Genomic DNA, 15,315 nt, shown 5'->3' on the forward strand with positions numbered 1-15,315 from the left:
ACAAGGAAAATGGGGGTGAGGATGATGCGGACCTGGGGTGCGCTCTTGGCCGGATCGACGGCGATCTGGACGATGCCAATTAGCGCGGCGGAGAGCGAGGCCGACAGCGAGGTCGACAGAAGCGCGATCATCGTGACTGCCCCGGGGGGCGCAGTCGACGTGGACGATGCGCTGATCCTGACGCGCGACGATATCGGACGTGCGGGCACGCCCGACCTGCTTGGCGCGCTGACCCGGACCATCGCGGGCATTACCTTGCAGGACGCGCAGAATAATCCCTGGCAACCCAATCTGGTCTATCGCGGCTTTTCCGCGTCGCCATTACAAGGGGTGGCGCAGGGACTGGCGGTCTATCTGGACGGGGCGCGATTCAACCAGCCCTTTGGCGATACGGTAGCGTTCGACCTGCTGCCCGAAGCGGCGATCCGAAGCGTGAGCCTGCTGGATGCAAGCCCGGTCTATGGCCTCAACGCGCTGGGCGGCGCGATGCTGGTCGAAACGCGCACCGGCCTGTCCGATCCGGGGCTGGAGGCCAGCTATAGCGCGGGACGTTTCGATTATCGCGAGGCTAGCATTGCAGGTGGCATCGCGCGCGGCGACCTGAGCGCCTATGGCGCGTTCCAATATAGCCATGAGGATGGCTGGCGCGATTTTTCGCCCTCAACCCTCTATAATGGCTATCTCGACCTGGGCTTCGACACGGCGTCGGGCGGCCTGCATGTCAAGCTGGTGGGCGCGGATACCGACCTGACCGGCAATGGGGTCGCCCCGGTCGAATTACTGGCGGCGGACCGGCGCGCGGTGTTCACCTGGCCCGATAACAGCCAGTCGACCTATGGCCGCATCAGCCTGCACCCCTGGGTCGCCCTGTCCGGCACCACGCGGATCGAAGGCACGCTCTATGCCCAGCGCCTGACGCTACGCACGATCAACGGCGACGCGGCCGATATCGAGGCATGCGAGGAGGAGGACGAGGCAGGGCTGTTGTGCCTGGAAACCGTCGGGGATGATTCCGACGAGGAGGAAGAGGCGGTGCTGACCGACGCGGCCGGCGCTCCGATCGCCGACATGCTGGACGGGGACGGCTATGGCGTGCTCAATCGCGGCCGCACCCGCACGCGCGCCATGGGCGCCCTGTTCCAGATCATCGACGACCGGCCGATGCTAGGCGGGCGCAACCATTTCGCGCTGGGCCTGAGTTACGACACCAGCCGGACGCGATTCGACACGTCGGTCGAACTGGGCGCGTTGACCGATGCGCGCAGCGTCGATGGGCTGGGCACGATGATCGTACAGGGCGATGGCGCCATCGCGCCGGTCAGCCTGATCACGCACAGCGATTATTGGGGAGTCTTCGTGCAGGACAAGCTGCCGATCACGCCGCGCCTGTCGGCCGAAATCGGCCTGCGATATAATCATGCGCGGATCGTGTTGCAGGACCAGATTGGCACGGCGCTCAATGGCCGACACCGGTTCCAGCGGGTCAATCCGGGCGTGGAACTGGATTACAGGATGAGCGATGCGCTGTCGCTGCGGGCAGGCTATGCGGAAACGAACCGGGCGCCGACCCCGGCGGAGTTGTCCTGCGCCGACGAAAATGCGCCGTGCAGCCTGACCAACTTCTTCATCGCCGATCCGCCGCTCAAGCAGGTGGTGGCCAAAAGCTGGGAAGCGGGCGCGAGCGGATCGGGGCAGGCCGGCGGCATCAAGGTCGATTGGCTACTGTCGGCCTATCGCACGCGCAACCGCAACGACATTCAATATATCGCCTCGGCCATCAGAGGGCGGGCCTATTTCCAGAATATCGGCGCCACCCGGCGGCGGGGGATCGAAGCCAGCGTCAAGGCAAGCCGGGGCGGCCTGACCGGGGCGATCAGCTACGCCTTCACCGATGCGACCTATCGCGCGCCGCTGACGCTTGCGAGCCCGGCCAACCCGCAAGCGGATGATGACGGAAGAATCGCGGTGGCGCGCGGCGACAGGCTGCCGGGCATTCCCCGCCATAGTGCGACGCTGAGCCTCGACTATGCGACAGCGCGATGGTCGTTGGGGGGCGATGTGCTGGCGCGGAGCGGCCAGTATCTGATCGGCGACGAAGGCAATGATACCCGCCAGGTGCCCGGCTATGCCATCGTCAATCTGCGCGGCAGCGTGACGATTGTGCCGGGCGTCAACCTGTTCGGCGAAGTGCGCAACGCCTTCAATCGACGCTATGCGACATTCGGGACGTTCAGCGAGGTGGATGAGATCGACCTGGAGGAAGCGCCCGGCGCGTCGGACCCGCGCGCTTATGGCCCGGGCGCGCCGCGCCGCTGGTATCTGGGGATGAAGGCGAGTTTCTAGGATTTAGTCCGGCCGGTCGACGCGCGGAAGCAGGCGCGCCTCCAGCCCGGGGTAGAGATGCGAGACGCTGCGTTGCAGTTCGTAGCGCGCGGCGGCGAGGCCGGCGAAGCGATCAGGGATCGGCAGCATCCCCGCTTCCACCATGTCGAGACCGGCGGCGACGGCATCGGTCAATGTCGCGTCGAGCCAGTCGAGCCAGTCGCGAGTCTGGACGATCGCGGCCGTTCCGCCAGGATCCAAAGGTCCATGGCCCGGCAGCAAGGCGCCATGATCCAGCGCCGCGAGCCGATCAAGGCTGGCGCGCCAGGCCGGCAAGTCCGCCGTCGGCGTGCTGGGCGCGCGATTATAAAACACAAGATCGCCCGCCATCAGCAGCCCGGTCTGTTCATCGAGCAATGCCAAGTCCGCGCTGCTGTGGCCAGACAACGCTAGGAGGCGAAACGTCCTGCCGCCGAAATCCTCCTGCCCGGCCGTCAGCGCGATGCGGGGCAGCAAAAGGTCGGTGCCGCGCATCCAGTCGCCGAGGATACGGTACATGGCATCGGAAAAACCCTGCCCCTGCGCTTCCATGGCGGCGATGGTGCCCGGCAGTGCGGCGGCGCGGGTGGCGTCGAAAGCGCCAAGGCCAAAGCCATGATCGGGATGGAGATGCGTCACATAGATGCGGATCACCGGCTTTCCGGTCAGCTCTTCGGCCACGCGCTTGAGCGCCAGGCCATAGCGCAACGACGGACCGCAATCGATCAACACCGTGCCCGCAGGCGTATCGACAATGGCGATATTAGCGATGGCGCCGCCATTGTCAGGCTGAATGGGGGCATCGGCCCCCCGCACCATCCAGATGCCCTGCGCGATTTGTTCGGGTTCGATCGCATAGCTTTCGGCTGCTCTGGCGACAACGGGCAGGAAGGCGAAGCCTGTCAGGACGCTGCGACGCGAGAGCATCAGGGACGCGCCGGTATCGGCGATTGCCGGGCCAGGTCGATGCGCGCGACATAGTTCCGGCCATTGGTGTCGCGAGCCTCGACCAGAAGCCGCCCCCCCGACGGCGCATCGGGCATCAGGGTCAACGCCGGATCTTCGGCCACGCTGGCCCACAGGTCCATATCGCCCAGCAGTTGGCCATCGCCATCCTTCACCGTCAGATGGTCGAGATGATAGGTCGCGATATTGGCGACCAGCCCGGTATCCATGGGGTGGCGAAAGCCGAGCCGCAGGCGCGCGCCGTCGCGCTGCGGCCAAGCGCGCCCGCGAATTTCGCCCAGATGATCAGCCCAGTCGCCCTTCACCCGGCTGATCGGTGGAGTGGAACAGCCCCCGCCCGCCGCATCGATCCAGCCACCCGACACCAGCCACTGGCCGTCCTCCAGCTGCACCGCGCCGCGCACCGGCGTTCGCTGGTCGAGCTTGATGCGGGTAGCGACATAAGGCGCGGCATGGGTCGGCCGATAGTCGATCGCGACAGGAATGGGATTGAGGTCGGCAAAGAGCAGCATCCGCCGCACCCCGGGAATTCCGCGCGCGTCGATGGCGACGGGAAAGGCGCGCTGATCCTCTGCTATGGCCGGAAATTCGACCTTCACCCGTGCGTCGAACCGGACGGGATCGTGGCCGAACAAGGTGAGGGCATGAGCGCGCCACATGGGCGATCCCAACGGATCGGCGGGATAATCCTGCGCCGCCTGCCCCGGCGCGGCGATCAGCGCCAGCAGCAGCGCCATCATGGCCTTCATGTCCCTTCTCCCTAAGGGCAGGAGGTAAGGCAGGCCGCCTTGCGATACCATTGCACCTTGGGTCGATGACGCGGAAGGATTTGGCGATGGGGATCGCGTGGATGATGCTGTCGATCGCTGCGCCTGCGGGGGCGGACGCATCTGCATTCGACAGCGCGGGATATCGGATCGCCCATTATCGCGCGCCGACGCGGCGCGCGCCCAACGGCGTTACCCGGATCGCACCCCAGGCCGCAGCGGTGTTGCGGCCAGGTGTCGATGCCCTGTTCATCGACGTGACGCCGGTCGATCCCGGTACGGGGGGCAAGCCAGAGCGAATGACGATTCCCGGCGCGCACTGGTTCCCTGAAAGCGGCAGGGGTGGCATTGATCCGGCCGTCGAACGATGGCTGCTCGACGGCGTGACGCGATTGACCACAGGGCGCGCCGATATGCCGGTCGTCGTCTTTTGCCTGGCCGATTGCTGGATGAGCTGGAATGCGGCGCGACGGCTGCAGCGCGCGGGCTATCGGCCTATCTGGTGGCTGGCGGAAGGGAGCGATGGCTGGCGGGACCTGGGCTTGCGGCTGGAGCCTGTCAGTCCCGAACGCAACCGGCCCGAATGACCGACGACCCACGCAGTCCGAACAGGGACCTTGGACCAATGGCCCATTGCGCCGGGTCAGGGAAAACCCCCATTTTCTTTGGCAATCCGGCGGCCTACGCCGAACCATCCAATGGAGAGAGCCTTGATCCGTCCCGTCATTCTTCGCCTGTCGGTCGCCACGCTACTGCTGTCGCCCCTGCCCGCGGCCGCCAAGGAGATCATCGTCCATATGAAGAACCAGGGCGCGGAGGGCGCGATGGTGTTCGAACCGTCCTTCGTCAAAGCCGCGCCAGGCGACAAGATCCGGTTTTTGCCGACCAATCCCAGCCATAATGCCGAAACCATGGCCAATATGCTGCCAACGGGCGCGACGCCGATGAAGGGGGCGATGAACAAGGAAGTGACGATGACCGTGACCAAGCCCGGTCTTTATGGCATCAAATGCATGCCGCATTATTCGATGGGCATGGTCGCCCTGGTCCAGGTGGGCAAGGTGACGCCAGCCGATATCGCCGCAGCGAAAGCAGTGAAGCTGCCCCCCTTCGCCGCCAAGCGGATGACGGCCGCGCTGGCCAAGGTGAAATAACCGACTGGTCCCCGCTGCCGTCAAGAAAGGCGTCAGAACCAGACGCGCAGCCCCAGGACGATGCTGGCGGTCGACGCCCCCCCTGCCCCGTCAGACCTGCCGCAGGGCGCGGGCGGGGCGGACCGACAGGAGCGGCAGCGCGCCGGCAAGGCCGATGCCGAGTGTCAGAAACGCTCCGCCCGCCAGGGTGCCCAGCATGACCACCCAGTCGGGCGACCAGGTAAAATCGAAGACCTGAACGATGACGAACCAGGCCGCCGCGCTGCCAAGCGCCAGCGCCACGACCGCCAGCAGAACCGAGAGCAGGCCATATTCCAGCGCCTGACCGCCCAGCAGTTGCAGCCGGGTCGCCCCCAGCGTCTTGAGGATGACGCTGTCGTAGCTGCGCGACTGGCGGGCGGCGGCGATGGCGCCCACCAGCACCGCAATGCCGGCCAGAATGGCGACCGAGGCCGCAACCAGAATGGCGCGCGACATTTGTGTCAGGATGGCGCCGACCTGATCGATGACATCGCCCACCGCAATGACCGACACGCCGGGGAAGGCCGCCAGCAGCGCGCGGGTCATGGCAGTGTCGTGGCGCGGGTCCATGGTGATGGTGGCAGCAACGCTGTGGGGCGCGGATTGCAATGTGACCGGCGAGAAGACGAGCACATAATTGAAACCCATCGTATCCCAGTTGACCTTGCGCAGCGAGGCGATGCGCGCCGTAATCTCTCGCCCGAGGATCGAGACGGTCAGCCTGTCACCCACGCCGATGCCCAGCGTGCGGGCCGCTTCCGCGTCGAGCGAGACGAGGGGCGGACCGCGATAGTCGGTCGGCCACCAGGTGCCTGCGACCAGATCGCTGCCTTCGGGCAAGGCCGCGCTGTAGGTGACGCCGCGTTCACCGCGCAGGAACCAGGCACCTTCGGGCAATTGCGCAAGATCGGCAACGCGCGTGTCGCCATAGCCGGTAATGGTGCCGCGCAGGACGGGCACGATGTTGAGTTGCGCTTCGGGAGCCTGCGCCCGGGCAATAGTGCGGAAGCGCTGCTGCTGCGACGCGGGGATGTCGAGCACGATCTGCGCCGGCGCTTTCTTGGGCACGACTTGCCGGATTTCCGCATCCAGGCTGGTTTCGATCCCGGCGAGCGTTACGAACAGGGTAAGAGCAAGGCCAAGCGCAACGATAAGCGCGGCCGTCTGCGCGCCGGGCCGATGGAGATTGGCGAGCGCCAGCCGCAGCCAGGGACGGCGGGGTCGGGGCAGGCGCCGGGCGATCCGGCGCACGGCGATACCGATGCCAAGCAGCAGGAGCAGAACCGCGCCGACGGCGCCCAGAACCGCCGCGGAGAATAGCGGATCGCCCGCCGTCCCAAGCGCCAGCGCGACGAGCAGCAGGCCGGCCACCGTCATGGCGGCAAGGCTGCGTCGGTCAAAGCCGGAGCGACGTTCGATCGCACCCCGGAACAAGGCGGCGGCGGGCTGGGTCCGTGCCCGGGCCAGCGGCGGGAACGTGAAGAGAAAAGCGATGAGCAATCCATAGAGCGCGCTTGTCGCCAGCGGCAGCGGGAACAGGCGGAAACCCGGGCTGACCGGCAGCACGTCGCCCGCGAGCGCGACCACGAGTGGGGGCAGCACCGCGCCGACGACGAGCCCTGCGGCAATGCCCAGCAGCGCAACGGCGCCCACCTGCAAGCGGTAGATGCGCGCGATGTCCGCCGCGCTTGCGCCCAGCACCTTGAGCGTCGCAATGCCATTGCGCTTGCCCGCGAGATAGGAAGCGACCCCGTTGCTGACGCCGATCCCGGCGATGACCAGGGCGGCAAGGCCGATCAGCGACAGGAACTGCCCCATCCGGTCGATGAAGCGATTGGCGCCGGGCGCGGCGCGATCGCGATCCTTGAACGTCCAGCCTTCGCCCGCGCGCGCCTTTTCCCAATCCTTGCGCACAGTTGCCGCGTCATAGCGCGGGTCGAGGCGAATGCGATATTTGGTGGAATAGAGACTGCCGGGCTGGATCAAGCCGGTCCGACGCAGCCCCGACAGGGACGTGATCGCCACCGGTCCCAGGGTGAAGCCCTCCCCCAGCCGGTCGGGCTCATCCACGATGATGTCGCGGACAATGAAGAGCGCGTCGCCGTAGCGCAGCTTTGCGCCGCGACCGATGCCCAGCCGTTGGGACAAAGCGTCGCCGATCAGGATATCGCCGGCATCAAGCGGACGATAGATGCCGTGCCGCAACGCCAGCGCGCCATAAAGCGGATAGGCAGCGTCCACCCCCTTGAGCTCGGTCAGGATGGCGGGCGGCGCGTTCCCCCTCCCCTGCCCCACCCGCTGGGCCATGGCGCGCATGCGGATAGTTTGGCTGAGCGCGCCAAGTTGACGAAAAGCCTGTTTGTCGCCCAGGCTGGCTTCGCGCTGGGTCATGCCGATTTCGATATCGCCGCCCAGGATCAGCCGTCCCCGATCGCGCAGTTCCTGCGTGATCGCGCTGGTCAGGCTGCCGATCGCGGCCAGCGTCGCAACGCCCAGGAACAGGCAGAGGAACAGGAGGCGCAGGCCGCGAAAGCCCAGATGCAGGTCGCGACGGGCAATGCGCCACGCTGCGCGCCAGACAAGCCGGCTCACGCCATGTGATCCGACAGGATGCGTCCGTCGCGCATTTCGATGATGCGCTCGCAGCGCTGCGCCAGCGCGGCGTCATGCGTGATGATGAGCAGCGTCGCCCCCGCCGCCGCCTGCCGTTCAAACAGCAGGTCCATGATCGCCGCGCCAGTCGCGGCGTCCAGATTGCCGGTGGGCTCGTCGGCAAAGAGCAAGGTGGGGCGCGGCGCGACCGCGCGCGCGATGGCGACGCGCTGTTGCTCGCCACCCGACAATTGCGCGGGATAATGATCCAGCCGGTGGCCAAGGCCGACCGCGCGCAATTCTTCAGCAGCAATGGCAAAGGCGTCCGCCTGCCCCGCCAGTTCGAGCGGCACCGCGACATTTTCCAGCGCGGTCATGGTGGGAAGCAGATGAAAGGATTGGAGGATGATGCCGATCCGACCGCGCCGGGCGCGCGCCAGATCATCCTCCCCCAAGGCGCCGAAATCGACGCCGCCAATTTCCACCCTTCCCCCGCTTGCCCGCTCCAACCCGGTCAGCACCGCCATCAGCGAGCTTTTGCCCGATCCCGACGCGCCCAATATGGCGACGCTTTGCCCGCGCTGCACATGCAGATCGATCCCCTTGAGGATCGTTACCGGGGCCTCGCGGGTTCCAAGCTGAAGCGTGACATCCTGGGCACGAATGGCGATAGTTGCAGGATCGAGTGGCGAATGCATGAAGGGAATGGGTCCTTGGCGGGCAGGTTGACGCAATATGGGGCATTGACGCTGATTGTCCATCTGACGGCGGGTTGTTCTCCTGACGCGCCGCCCCCTCCCCCGGCGAGAGAACAGGCGCAGAGGGTGGAGCCGCCGGCCCGGGCGACGCCATCGGCCGACCGCAAACTGGTCGTGGCGTTTGGCGACAGTCTCTATGCCGGCTATAATCTGGACCAGGGACAAGGGCTGGCGCCGGTGTTGGAGCGCGCGCTGGCCGACCGCGGCCTCAAGGCGCAGGTGGTGAATGCCGGCGTGTCGGGCGACACGACGACGGCGGGGCGCGCCCGGCTGGCCTTCACGCTCGACGGGCTGCCGCGCAAGCCGGACCTGATGCTGGTCGGACTTGGCGGCAACGACATGCTGCGCGGGCTGTCGCCGCAGGAAACGCGCGACAATCTGGACGCGATCCTGCGCGAAGCCAAGGCGCGCGGTATCCCGGTTATGCTGACCGGCATGCTCGCGTCGCCCAATATGGGGGCCGATTATGCCGCTGCGTTCAACCCCATCTTTCCGGATCTGGCGCACAAATATGACGCCGCGCTTTACCCGTTCATGCTGGATGGGGTGCTGGGCGAACGGGCGCTGCTTCTGCCTGACGGCATCCATCCCAATGCGCGAGGCGTGACAGTGATCGCCCGCCGGCTGGCGCCGATTGTTGCGCAAAATCTTAAAGGCTGACGCCGGCGACGCTGCCGCCGCTTGGCGGTAATTTTGGGAGGGCCGACGCGGTGCAAGCGCGAGCGATCGGCGCATAGAGTTGACTTTCCCAAGCTGTTTTTATCATTGAATATACTACTCTTTCTTGTTGATAATAAACAGATTATCATATCTTGCTATATATAGGACAGGAGGCGGCCCTTGGAGGAAGATCGGCAGCTCGCTTATGCGCATGCGCAGGAGGCTTTAGGCCGCCTAGACGAGCGCATGCGGCTCAGCCCGGTTCGCGCGGCCTTCCGGGTGCGCGCCCATGTCGCTGAACGTCAGGCACTGGCCGCGATCGATGCCGTTCCGTTGCATGACCATGATATCGAGATTGACGGCCGGGGCACGGTAAGAACATCGACCTTCGACCTTAGCCTGGGGCGACGGTCCATCGGAACGCCCATTAGTCTGGACGCGCTGGCAGGCGACGCCATGGCGGTGCTGGATTGGCTTGGCATGAAACCAGACCCGATGGGCGATAGCGGGGTGGTCAACGGGCCAATATCGGATGACATGATCGCGCGCGTGGAGACTTGGCAGCGGGCGATAGAGCGTTGGCGCCCCTCCCCTCCCCTGATCGCCAGCGCGCATGTCGCTGCGTCCTGGCGATCGCACGCGCCCCTTGGTCGGAGCGATCTGGCCGCCAGCCTGCTGATTGGGGATCGATGGGGACCGGGGCGCTGGAATGGGTCGCATGGCGGCCTGATCGCCCTGGGTCTCGACACGCAAAAGAGCGAATGGCGGATGGCGCGAGACGCTGCGCTGGAGCGCTTATGGCTGGACGCCATTCGGGATGCGGCGCAGATGCTGCTGGACTTGGAGCTTCGCCTGCGCGGTTTTGCCGCACGCGCACGCCATTTTTTGGACTCGCGGCGGCGCGCCGGGCGGCTGGGTGATGTGCTGCATCTCGCAATGTTGAGGCCCTATGTAACGAGCGCAATGGTGGCGCGGCATTTGCAGCTGACCAGCGCAGGTGCGATCAAGTTGCTGACCATCGCGGCAGAGGCGGGGCTGCTGATCGAACGCACCGGGCAGGCAAGCTATCGCCATTATGCGATACCCGTTGCCGCACCGCCCGGTGTTCCGCGCGACGGCCGCAATCCGCTGGACCGGTCAGAACCGAGCATCTGGCAAGATGACTCGGTGCCATGGGATTGGCCGGGATGACAGTTGCTGCCTGTGCAATTGCGACCATAAAAACCAAAATATCGAACCATGCCCGTCGCGTCAGCGGCGGGAGATTCCAGGATTCTAGAGATTCTAAGATTCGCCATATGTAAGTTATTCTTTTCGCAGCGGGATTCAGCACTGACCTGACCCGGCGGGGGTGATTCCCTGTCCTTGTGGGGGCGCAAGCCTGACCCGATGGGGGGCTTATCCTGCCCTCTTGGGGACCGTCCTGACCGCTTGGGGGAACGAGCATGAGAACCCCATAGGGCGTAAATTCGGGCATCGATGCGCCCAGGGGCTCACAATTCCGCGACTCGGGGTGAAACAAAGATTTCCTATTGAACAGAGCGAATTTCTATCCTGACCTGATGGGGGCAACCAAACCAGCCTATCCTGTCCTGACTTGACCTTCGCTGTCAGGACAGGCATTTGTGGCGCGATCGACGGGGTGGCGCCATGGACGAATCTGCAGGCATCGAGCAACAGCAAAGCGAAGAGGCGGCCGCGACGCCGCGATCGATGCGAGTCGCGGCCGCGCTGTCGCGCAAGGGCAGCGATGAATTCGTCAAACCCGGTCGGTTGGTCGAGGTGCGGTTCGTCAAGGGTCAGTCACTCAGCCTGACCGCTTCGCGCCTGCTCGCCCTCATGATCCTGACGGCGGGGGGCGATGCCTGGCGTGATATTCCGCATCGTATGCGCAAGGCGGATATCCGGCGCGGCCACAAGGGCAATGAGCGGATCGTCGATATGTTGGAAGAATTGCACCGGACGCTGTTTGCCGAAGACGACAAAAGCTGGCGGGGAAAGCGCGCTACCAAGCGGTTCAATTTGATCCAGGCATCGTGGGAAGAGGTCGAGGACGGGGACAAAGAAACCGGGTGGATTGAATGGCAATTCACGCCCGATGCGCGGCGGCTGATCCAGGAATCAGAGACCTATGCCGTCATGAACCGGCAGGCGGTGTTGGGTTTCCGCTCGGCTTACGCCCTCAAACTGTATGAGGAGGGCGCGCTGCGTCTGCACCGCCGGCAGCCTGTATGGAAGGTCGATATCGTCGGGCTCAGGGCAGCTTTGGGTATTGATCCGGACAAATATGGCGATTTTGCACAGTTGCGTCGCAAGGTGCTCAAGATCGCAAAGACGGAGATCGACCAGCTGGCCCATTTCACGGTGGAATGGGAGGAAATCCGCCGTGGCCGCGCGGTGGTGGAGATCATATTCCGCTTTTCGCCCAAGGGCGCGCCATCGCAGATCGCGACCGTCGATGAATTGGCGCGCCACTCCGCCGGTAGGAAGGCCAGGCGAGAGCATGCGGTGGAAACTGTGATCGCAATTGGGCGGGAGGAAGATCTGGCAGACCCGGCGGAGGTCACGCATTTGCTGTCTGCCGCGACAACGTCGCTGACCGTGAGCGAAGAGCGGGCGCGCGACAAGGCGGCGGCGCCCTGGGCGCGGTTTCCGCGTGGCAGGCTGCATTTCGGGACGACAGAGCAGGCGGCACGGGCCATAGGCCTGCGTCATGGCGGCGGGTGGGACGTCGACCTGATTGCCGATGCTTATCGAGAGGCCATGGGCGACCGGCTCGACAGCCTATCAGGCGTCAAGCTTGAAAAGTCGTGGAAGGGATTTTGCGAGGCATTCTTCGCGCGGCGGGGGCGTCCATCGTAATAATTGCAGCCCTGCAATTTTTCCTAAAGGGCGAATGAGCGACCTGAGATGTCGCCTATCATATTTACGTCGAACTACGTTGGGGTTAGCCTTTGGACCATCAACATAGCTGGCGCCCGTCGATGCAAAGCATGAGCGCCAAGGGCGCTACATGCATGCGGACAAATCGCGACGGCGCCCCTTTGCCGCCCGCCTAAGTCGTGCGTGCGCCCGCTTCTCCGGTGGGGGGGTGCGCGATCGTTTTCATAAACCGGCTTTTCCCACCGCTGAGGATCCGCAGGCGCACCCGCCTATTGGAACGGGAGCCAAGGGAGTCGTTGGTTGTCCGGGCGGCTTGATACACGGGGAGGTTCGCGATGTCTGAACCATTGCTCGGCTCATGCTCCATCTGCTGATGCGCAGCGCCCTCCCCTTCGGCGCCACCCAAGAATCGCGAATGCACAAAATCCAGGTGGAAAGAATCAAGCCGAGTAATCTGATGCCCGGAACATTTACCCATTCCTTCGGCATCATGCGTCCACCCTGCAAGGGATCACTGCGCCGATTGCAGACTGATCAAGAATTGCAGCCCTGCAATTTTGTATCGCCGCCCCCAAAAGGTCAGGATCCATCATGCTCTGTCATGTCGACCGCCCCCATTAGGTCAGGATAGGTAGCACAATTTACGATGCGTTGAAGCTACAACGCGGATTTGCGAATTTTACGCGCATATTGACGGGAAAGTGAAAATCGAAGATGTAGTACGCCAGTTTCACAAGGAGCAGCTATGGCTTCCGCATTTGAACAAGTGCGGCTGGGGGAAGCACTGGACGTTGCCACTCTAGCCTCTCGGTCCTCTTCTGTCCTCGAAAAGCTGCGCAATTCTGCACGCAACGCGCGAGCCGACGAACGGCGCGAGCCAACTTTCCAGATCGGAAAGGCCGCCGATTTGGTGGGGCGAACGACAGCAGCGATTCGGGAGGCGGAAAGCGATGGCCGCCTTGTCCCCCCTCCCCGTGCGGACAATGGGCGGCGTATGGGTTACACGCTCGCGCAACTCAATGATATGCGCGGCACCTTTGGCACGCGGCCGTGGCGGGAACCTGAAGACCCATGCTCGATCATCGCGGTCCAGAATTTTAAGGGCGGCGTCGGCAAATCAACCGTGTCGGTGCACCTTGCCCAATATCTGGCCATTCGCGGCTATCGAGTGCTCCTGATCGATTGTGACAGCCAGGCGTCGGCCACGACTCTGTTTGGCTATGTGCCCGATCTCGATCTGGATGAGGACGAAACCCTGTACCCCTATCTGCGCGAGGGGGAGCGGGCGTCGCTCGACTATGCTATCAAGAAGACGCATTTTGACGGGCTGGACCTGATCCCCGCCAATTTGCGACTGTTCCAGTCGGAATATGAACTGGCCGCCCGCATGGCGCGGGGGCAGGGGACTTTGCTGGACCGCATGGCGCATGGCATCGCGTCGGTCCAGGATCTTTATGATGTGATCATCCTGGACCCGCCGCCAGCGCTCGGCGCGATTTCCCTGTCGGTGTTGCGCGCAGCCAATGCCCTTGTGGTCCCGGTGCCCCCCACGGTGATGGACTTTTCCTCGACGACCGCCTTCCTGGCGATGCTGGACGAGACGATCCAGGAACTCGCATCCTACGACCTTGCGCCGCAACTCGCTTTCCTGCGGTTCGTGGCGTCGAAGGTGGACGAGGGCAAATCCATGCAGAAGGGGCTGCTGGATCTGATGCGACAAGTCTATGGCAATGCCATGGTGCGCACGCCGCTCAAGGATTCAGCTGAAATCGACAATGCGACCGCGCGGTTGATGACGGTCTACGAACTGGAAGGTCCGATGACCAGCAAGGCGGTTCGCGACCGGTGTCTAACCTATCTCGACGGAGTGAATGCGGAGATCGAGCTGGAGATCCGTAAAACATGGCCCAGCCATCTGGGACGCCTGCGCAAGGCGGGCCACGCATGAACAGGAGAAATTGCAGCCCTGCAATTTGGCATGGAGGAGAGCGAGCATGAACTCCCGGAACAAGAGTTTCATGGCCGACCTGGTGTCGGCAGTGGAGCCTGCGGCCGAGGGACAGGGGCGGCCTTCGCGCCTGGGCGTTGGCGTGCTGGGGGGACGCAACAACCGGTTGGCGGAACTGGCGTCCGGGTCGGTGGTCAATAACCCGCAAGAGCTTGTCGATCCGGCTCGGTGCCGCATCTGGGATCGGCACAACCGGGATTATGCGGCGCTGAATGAAGAGCGCTGCAACGACCTTATCGAAAGCATAGTGGCGCAGGGCAAGCAGGAGGTGCCTGCGATTGTCCGGCGCGTGCAGGACCCCGATTATGATTATGAGGTGATCTGCGGCGCCCGCCGGCATTGGGCGGTGTCCTGGCTGCGCCAGCATAATCATCCGGAAATACGCTATCTCGTTGAAATCAGGGACTTAACGGATGAGCAAGCGTTCCGCATCTCGGACCTGGAAAATCGCGCACGGGCGGACCTAAGCGACCTGGAGCGCGCGCGCGACTATTTAAAGGCGCTCGACCTTTATTATGCCGGCAGTCAGAAGCAGATGGCTAAGCGGCTCAACCAGTCCGAGGCCTGGCTGAGCCGGTATCTTGACCTTGCCCGACTGCCGCAGGATTTGGTGGAGTCGTTTCCCGACCCCTTCGACCTTAAAATCTCCCATATCGGCAGTCTAAAGCCGATCCTGAAGGCCGATGACATGCGCGCCACGGTGCTGGGCGAGGCACGCCGAATTCGCGAAGCACGATTGGCAGGGGAGGGGGGCATTCCTGCCAATGCGCCGGAGATGATCCGCGCTTTGGTCGCAGCGGCCGGCATGACCGCCAATATGCGGGAAAAGGCTCGTCCGCCCAAGGCCCCCAAGAGGACAGGATCGGATGCCGTCATCGTCCACAGCGCCGCAGGCGCGCCTCTGCTGCGGGTCGATGCGAAGGACCGGCGTGGCGTGACGTTGACCCTGTTTCACAAAGGCGGCGGGTCGCGCGCTGAGGCCGAAGGGGCTTTACGCGATCTTCTCGACAATCATTGGCCAGCCGGATAACAGGCTGGGTGCGCGATCCGCGTTCGAAAAAAAAGGGCTGTGGCTTGCCATATAGGCACTGCAGATATTTGCCTGAATGCCCTTGCGCCGGTGCGGCCTGCTTGTAATATGGCCG

12 protein-coding genes are annotated in these 15,315 nt (G+C 64.2%); 8 read left to right on the top strand and 4 right to left on the bottom strand.

The annotated features are described in order from the left end of the window. Positions 1 to 21 precede the first annotated feature (21 nt). A complete protein-coding gene (locus tag LL253_RS15855; RefSeq protein ID WP_407696121.1) occupies positions 22 to 2,343 on the top strand; it encodes a TonB-dependent receptor in 2,322 nt (773 codons plus the stop codon). A 3-nt stretch (positions 2,344 to 2,346) separates the two neighbouring features. Here LL253_RS15855 and LL253_RS15860 read toward each other — a convergent pair whose 3' ends face one another. Next, complete coding sequence (locus tag LL253_RS15860) at positions 2,347 to 3,291, bottom strand: quinoprotein relay system zinc metallohydrolase 1 (RefSeq protein ID WP_228227825.1); 945 nt, start codon at positions 3,289 to 3,291, stop codon at positions 2,347 to 2,349. Further along, positions 3,288 to 4,076 carry a quinoprotein dehydrogenase-associated SoxYZ-like carrier gene (locus LL253_RS15865; RefSeq protein ID WP_407696122.1) on the bottom strand — a complete coding sequence of 263 codons (789 nt, stop codon included), beginning with the start codon at positions 4,074 to 4,076 and terminating at the stop codon, positions 3,288 to 3,290. Before LL253_RS15865 ends, LL253_RS15860 begins: the two co-directional genes overlap by 4 nt. Before the next feature lie 65 nt (positions 4,077 to 4,141). On the opposite strand from LL253_RS15865, the gene LL253_RS15870 reads away from it, so the two are divergent. Both LL253_RS15870 and LL253_RS15875 read left to right on the top strand, forming a co-directional pair. Then, on the top strand, positions 4,142 to 4,681 hold the full coding sequence (locus LL253_RS15870) for a rhodanese-like domain-containing protein (protein WP_228227787.1): 540 nt from the start codon (positions 4,142 to 4,144) through the stop codon (positions 4,679 to 4,681). Between the two features lie 111 nt (positions 4,682 to 4,792). Continuing rightward, positions 4,793 to 5,248 carry a pseudoazurin gene (locus LL253_RS15875; protein WP_009823448.1) on the top strand — a complete coding sequence of 152 codons (456 nt, stop codon included), beginning with the start codon at positions 4,793 to 4,795 and terminating at the stop codon, positions 5,246 to 5,248. A gap of 90 nt (positions 5,249 to 5,338) precedes the next feature. Here LL253_RS15875 and LL253_RS15880 read toward each other — a convergent pair whose 3' ends face one another. Beyond that, on the bottom strand, positions 5,339 to 7,861 hold the full coding sequence (locus LL253_RS15880) for an ABC transporter permease (RefSeq protein WP_228227788.1): 2,523 nt from the start codon (positions 7,859 to 7,861) through the stop codon (positions 5,339 to 5,341). Further along, positions 7,858 to 8,559, bottom strand: a complete 702-nt coding sequence (locus LL253_RS15885; RefSeq protein WP_228227789.1) for an ABC transporter ATP-binding protein — start codon at positions 8,557 to 8,559, stop codon at positions 7,858 to 7,860. The genes LL253_RS15880 and LL253_RS15885 overlap by 4 nt, the downstream gene beginning before the upstream one ends. On the opposite strand from LL253_RS15885, the gene LL253_RS15890 reads away from it, so the two are divergent. From LL253_RS15890 to LL253_RS15910, 5 genes are all read left to right on the top strand, one after another. After that, a complete protein-coding gene (locus LL253_RS15890; protein WP_266101041.1) occupies positions 8,554 to 9,279 on the top strand; it encodes an arylesterase in 726 nt (241 codons plus the stop codon). The genes LL253_RS15885 and LL253_RS15890 overlap by 6 nt on opposite strands. Positions 9,280 to 9,459: 180 nt before the next feature. Continuing rightward, the gene (locus LL253_RS15895; protein WP_228227791.1) at positions 9,460 to 10,470 is read left to right on the top strand and encodes a helix-turn-helix domain-containing protein; all 1,011 of its coding nucleotides are present in this window, start codon (positions 9,460 to 9,462) and stop codon (positions 10,468 to 10,470) included. A 522-nt stretch (positions 10,471 to 10,992) separates the two neighbouring features. After that, positions 10,993 to 12,141 (top strand): replication initiation protein, encoded by a 1,149-nt coding sequence (locus LL253_RS15900; protein ID WP_323133422.1) that lies wholly within the window; start codon positions 10,993 to 10,995, stop codon positions 12,139 to 12,141. Between the two features lie 766 nt (positions 12,142 to 12,907). Then, complete coding sequence (locus tag LL253_RS15905; protein ID WP_037543790.1) at positions 12,908 to 14,110, top strand: AAA family ATPase; 1,203 nt, start codon at positions 12,908 to 12,910, stop codon at positions 14,108 to 14,110. 46 nt (positions 14,111 to 14,156) lie between these two features. Beyond that, on the top strand, positions 14,157 to 15,200 hold the full coding sequence (locus tag LL253_RS15910) for a ParB/RepB/Spo0J family partition protein (RefSeq protein WP_228227793.1): 1,044 nt from the start codon (positions 14,157 to 14,159) through the stop codon (positions 15,198 to 15,200). Positions 15,201 to 15,315 lie beyond the last annotated feature (115 nt).

The sequence above is a fragment of the Sphingobium soli genome (assembly GCF_020782245.1).
In the GTDB taxonomy this organism is placed as follows: domain Bacteria; phylum Pseudomonadota; class Alphaproteobacteria; order Sphingomonadales; family Sphingomonadaceae; genus Sphingobium; species Sphingobium soli.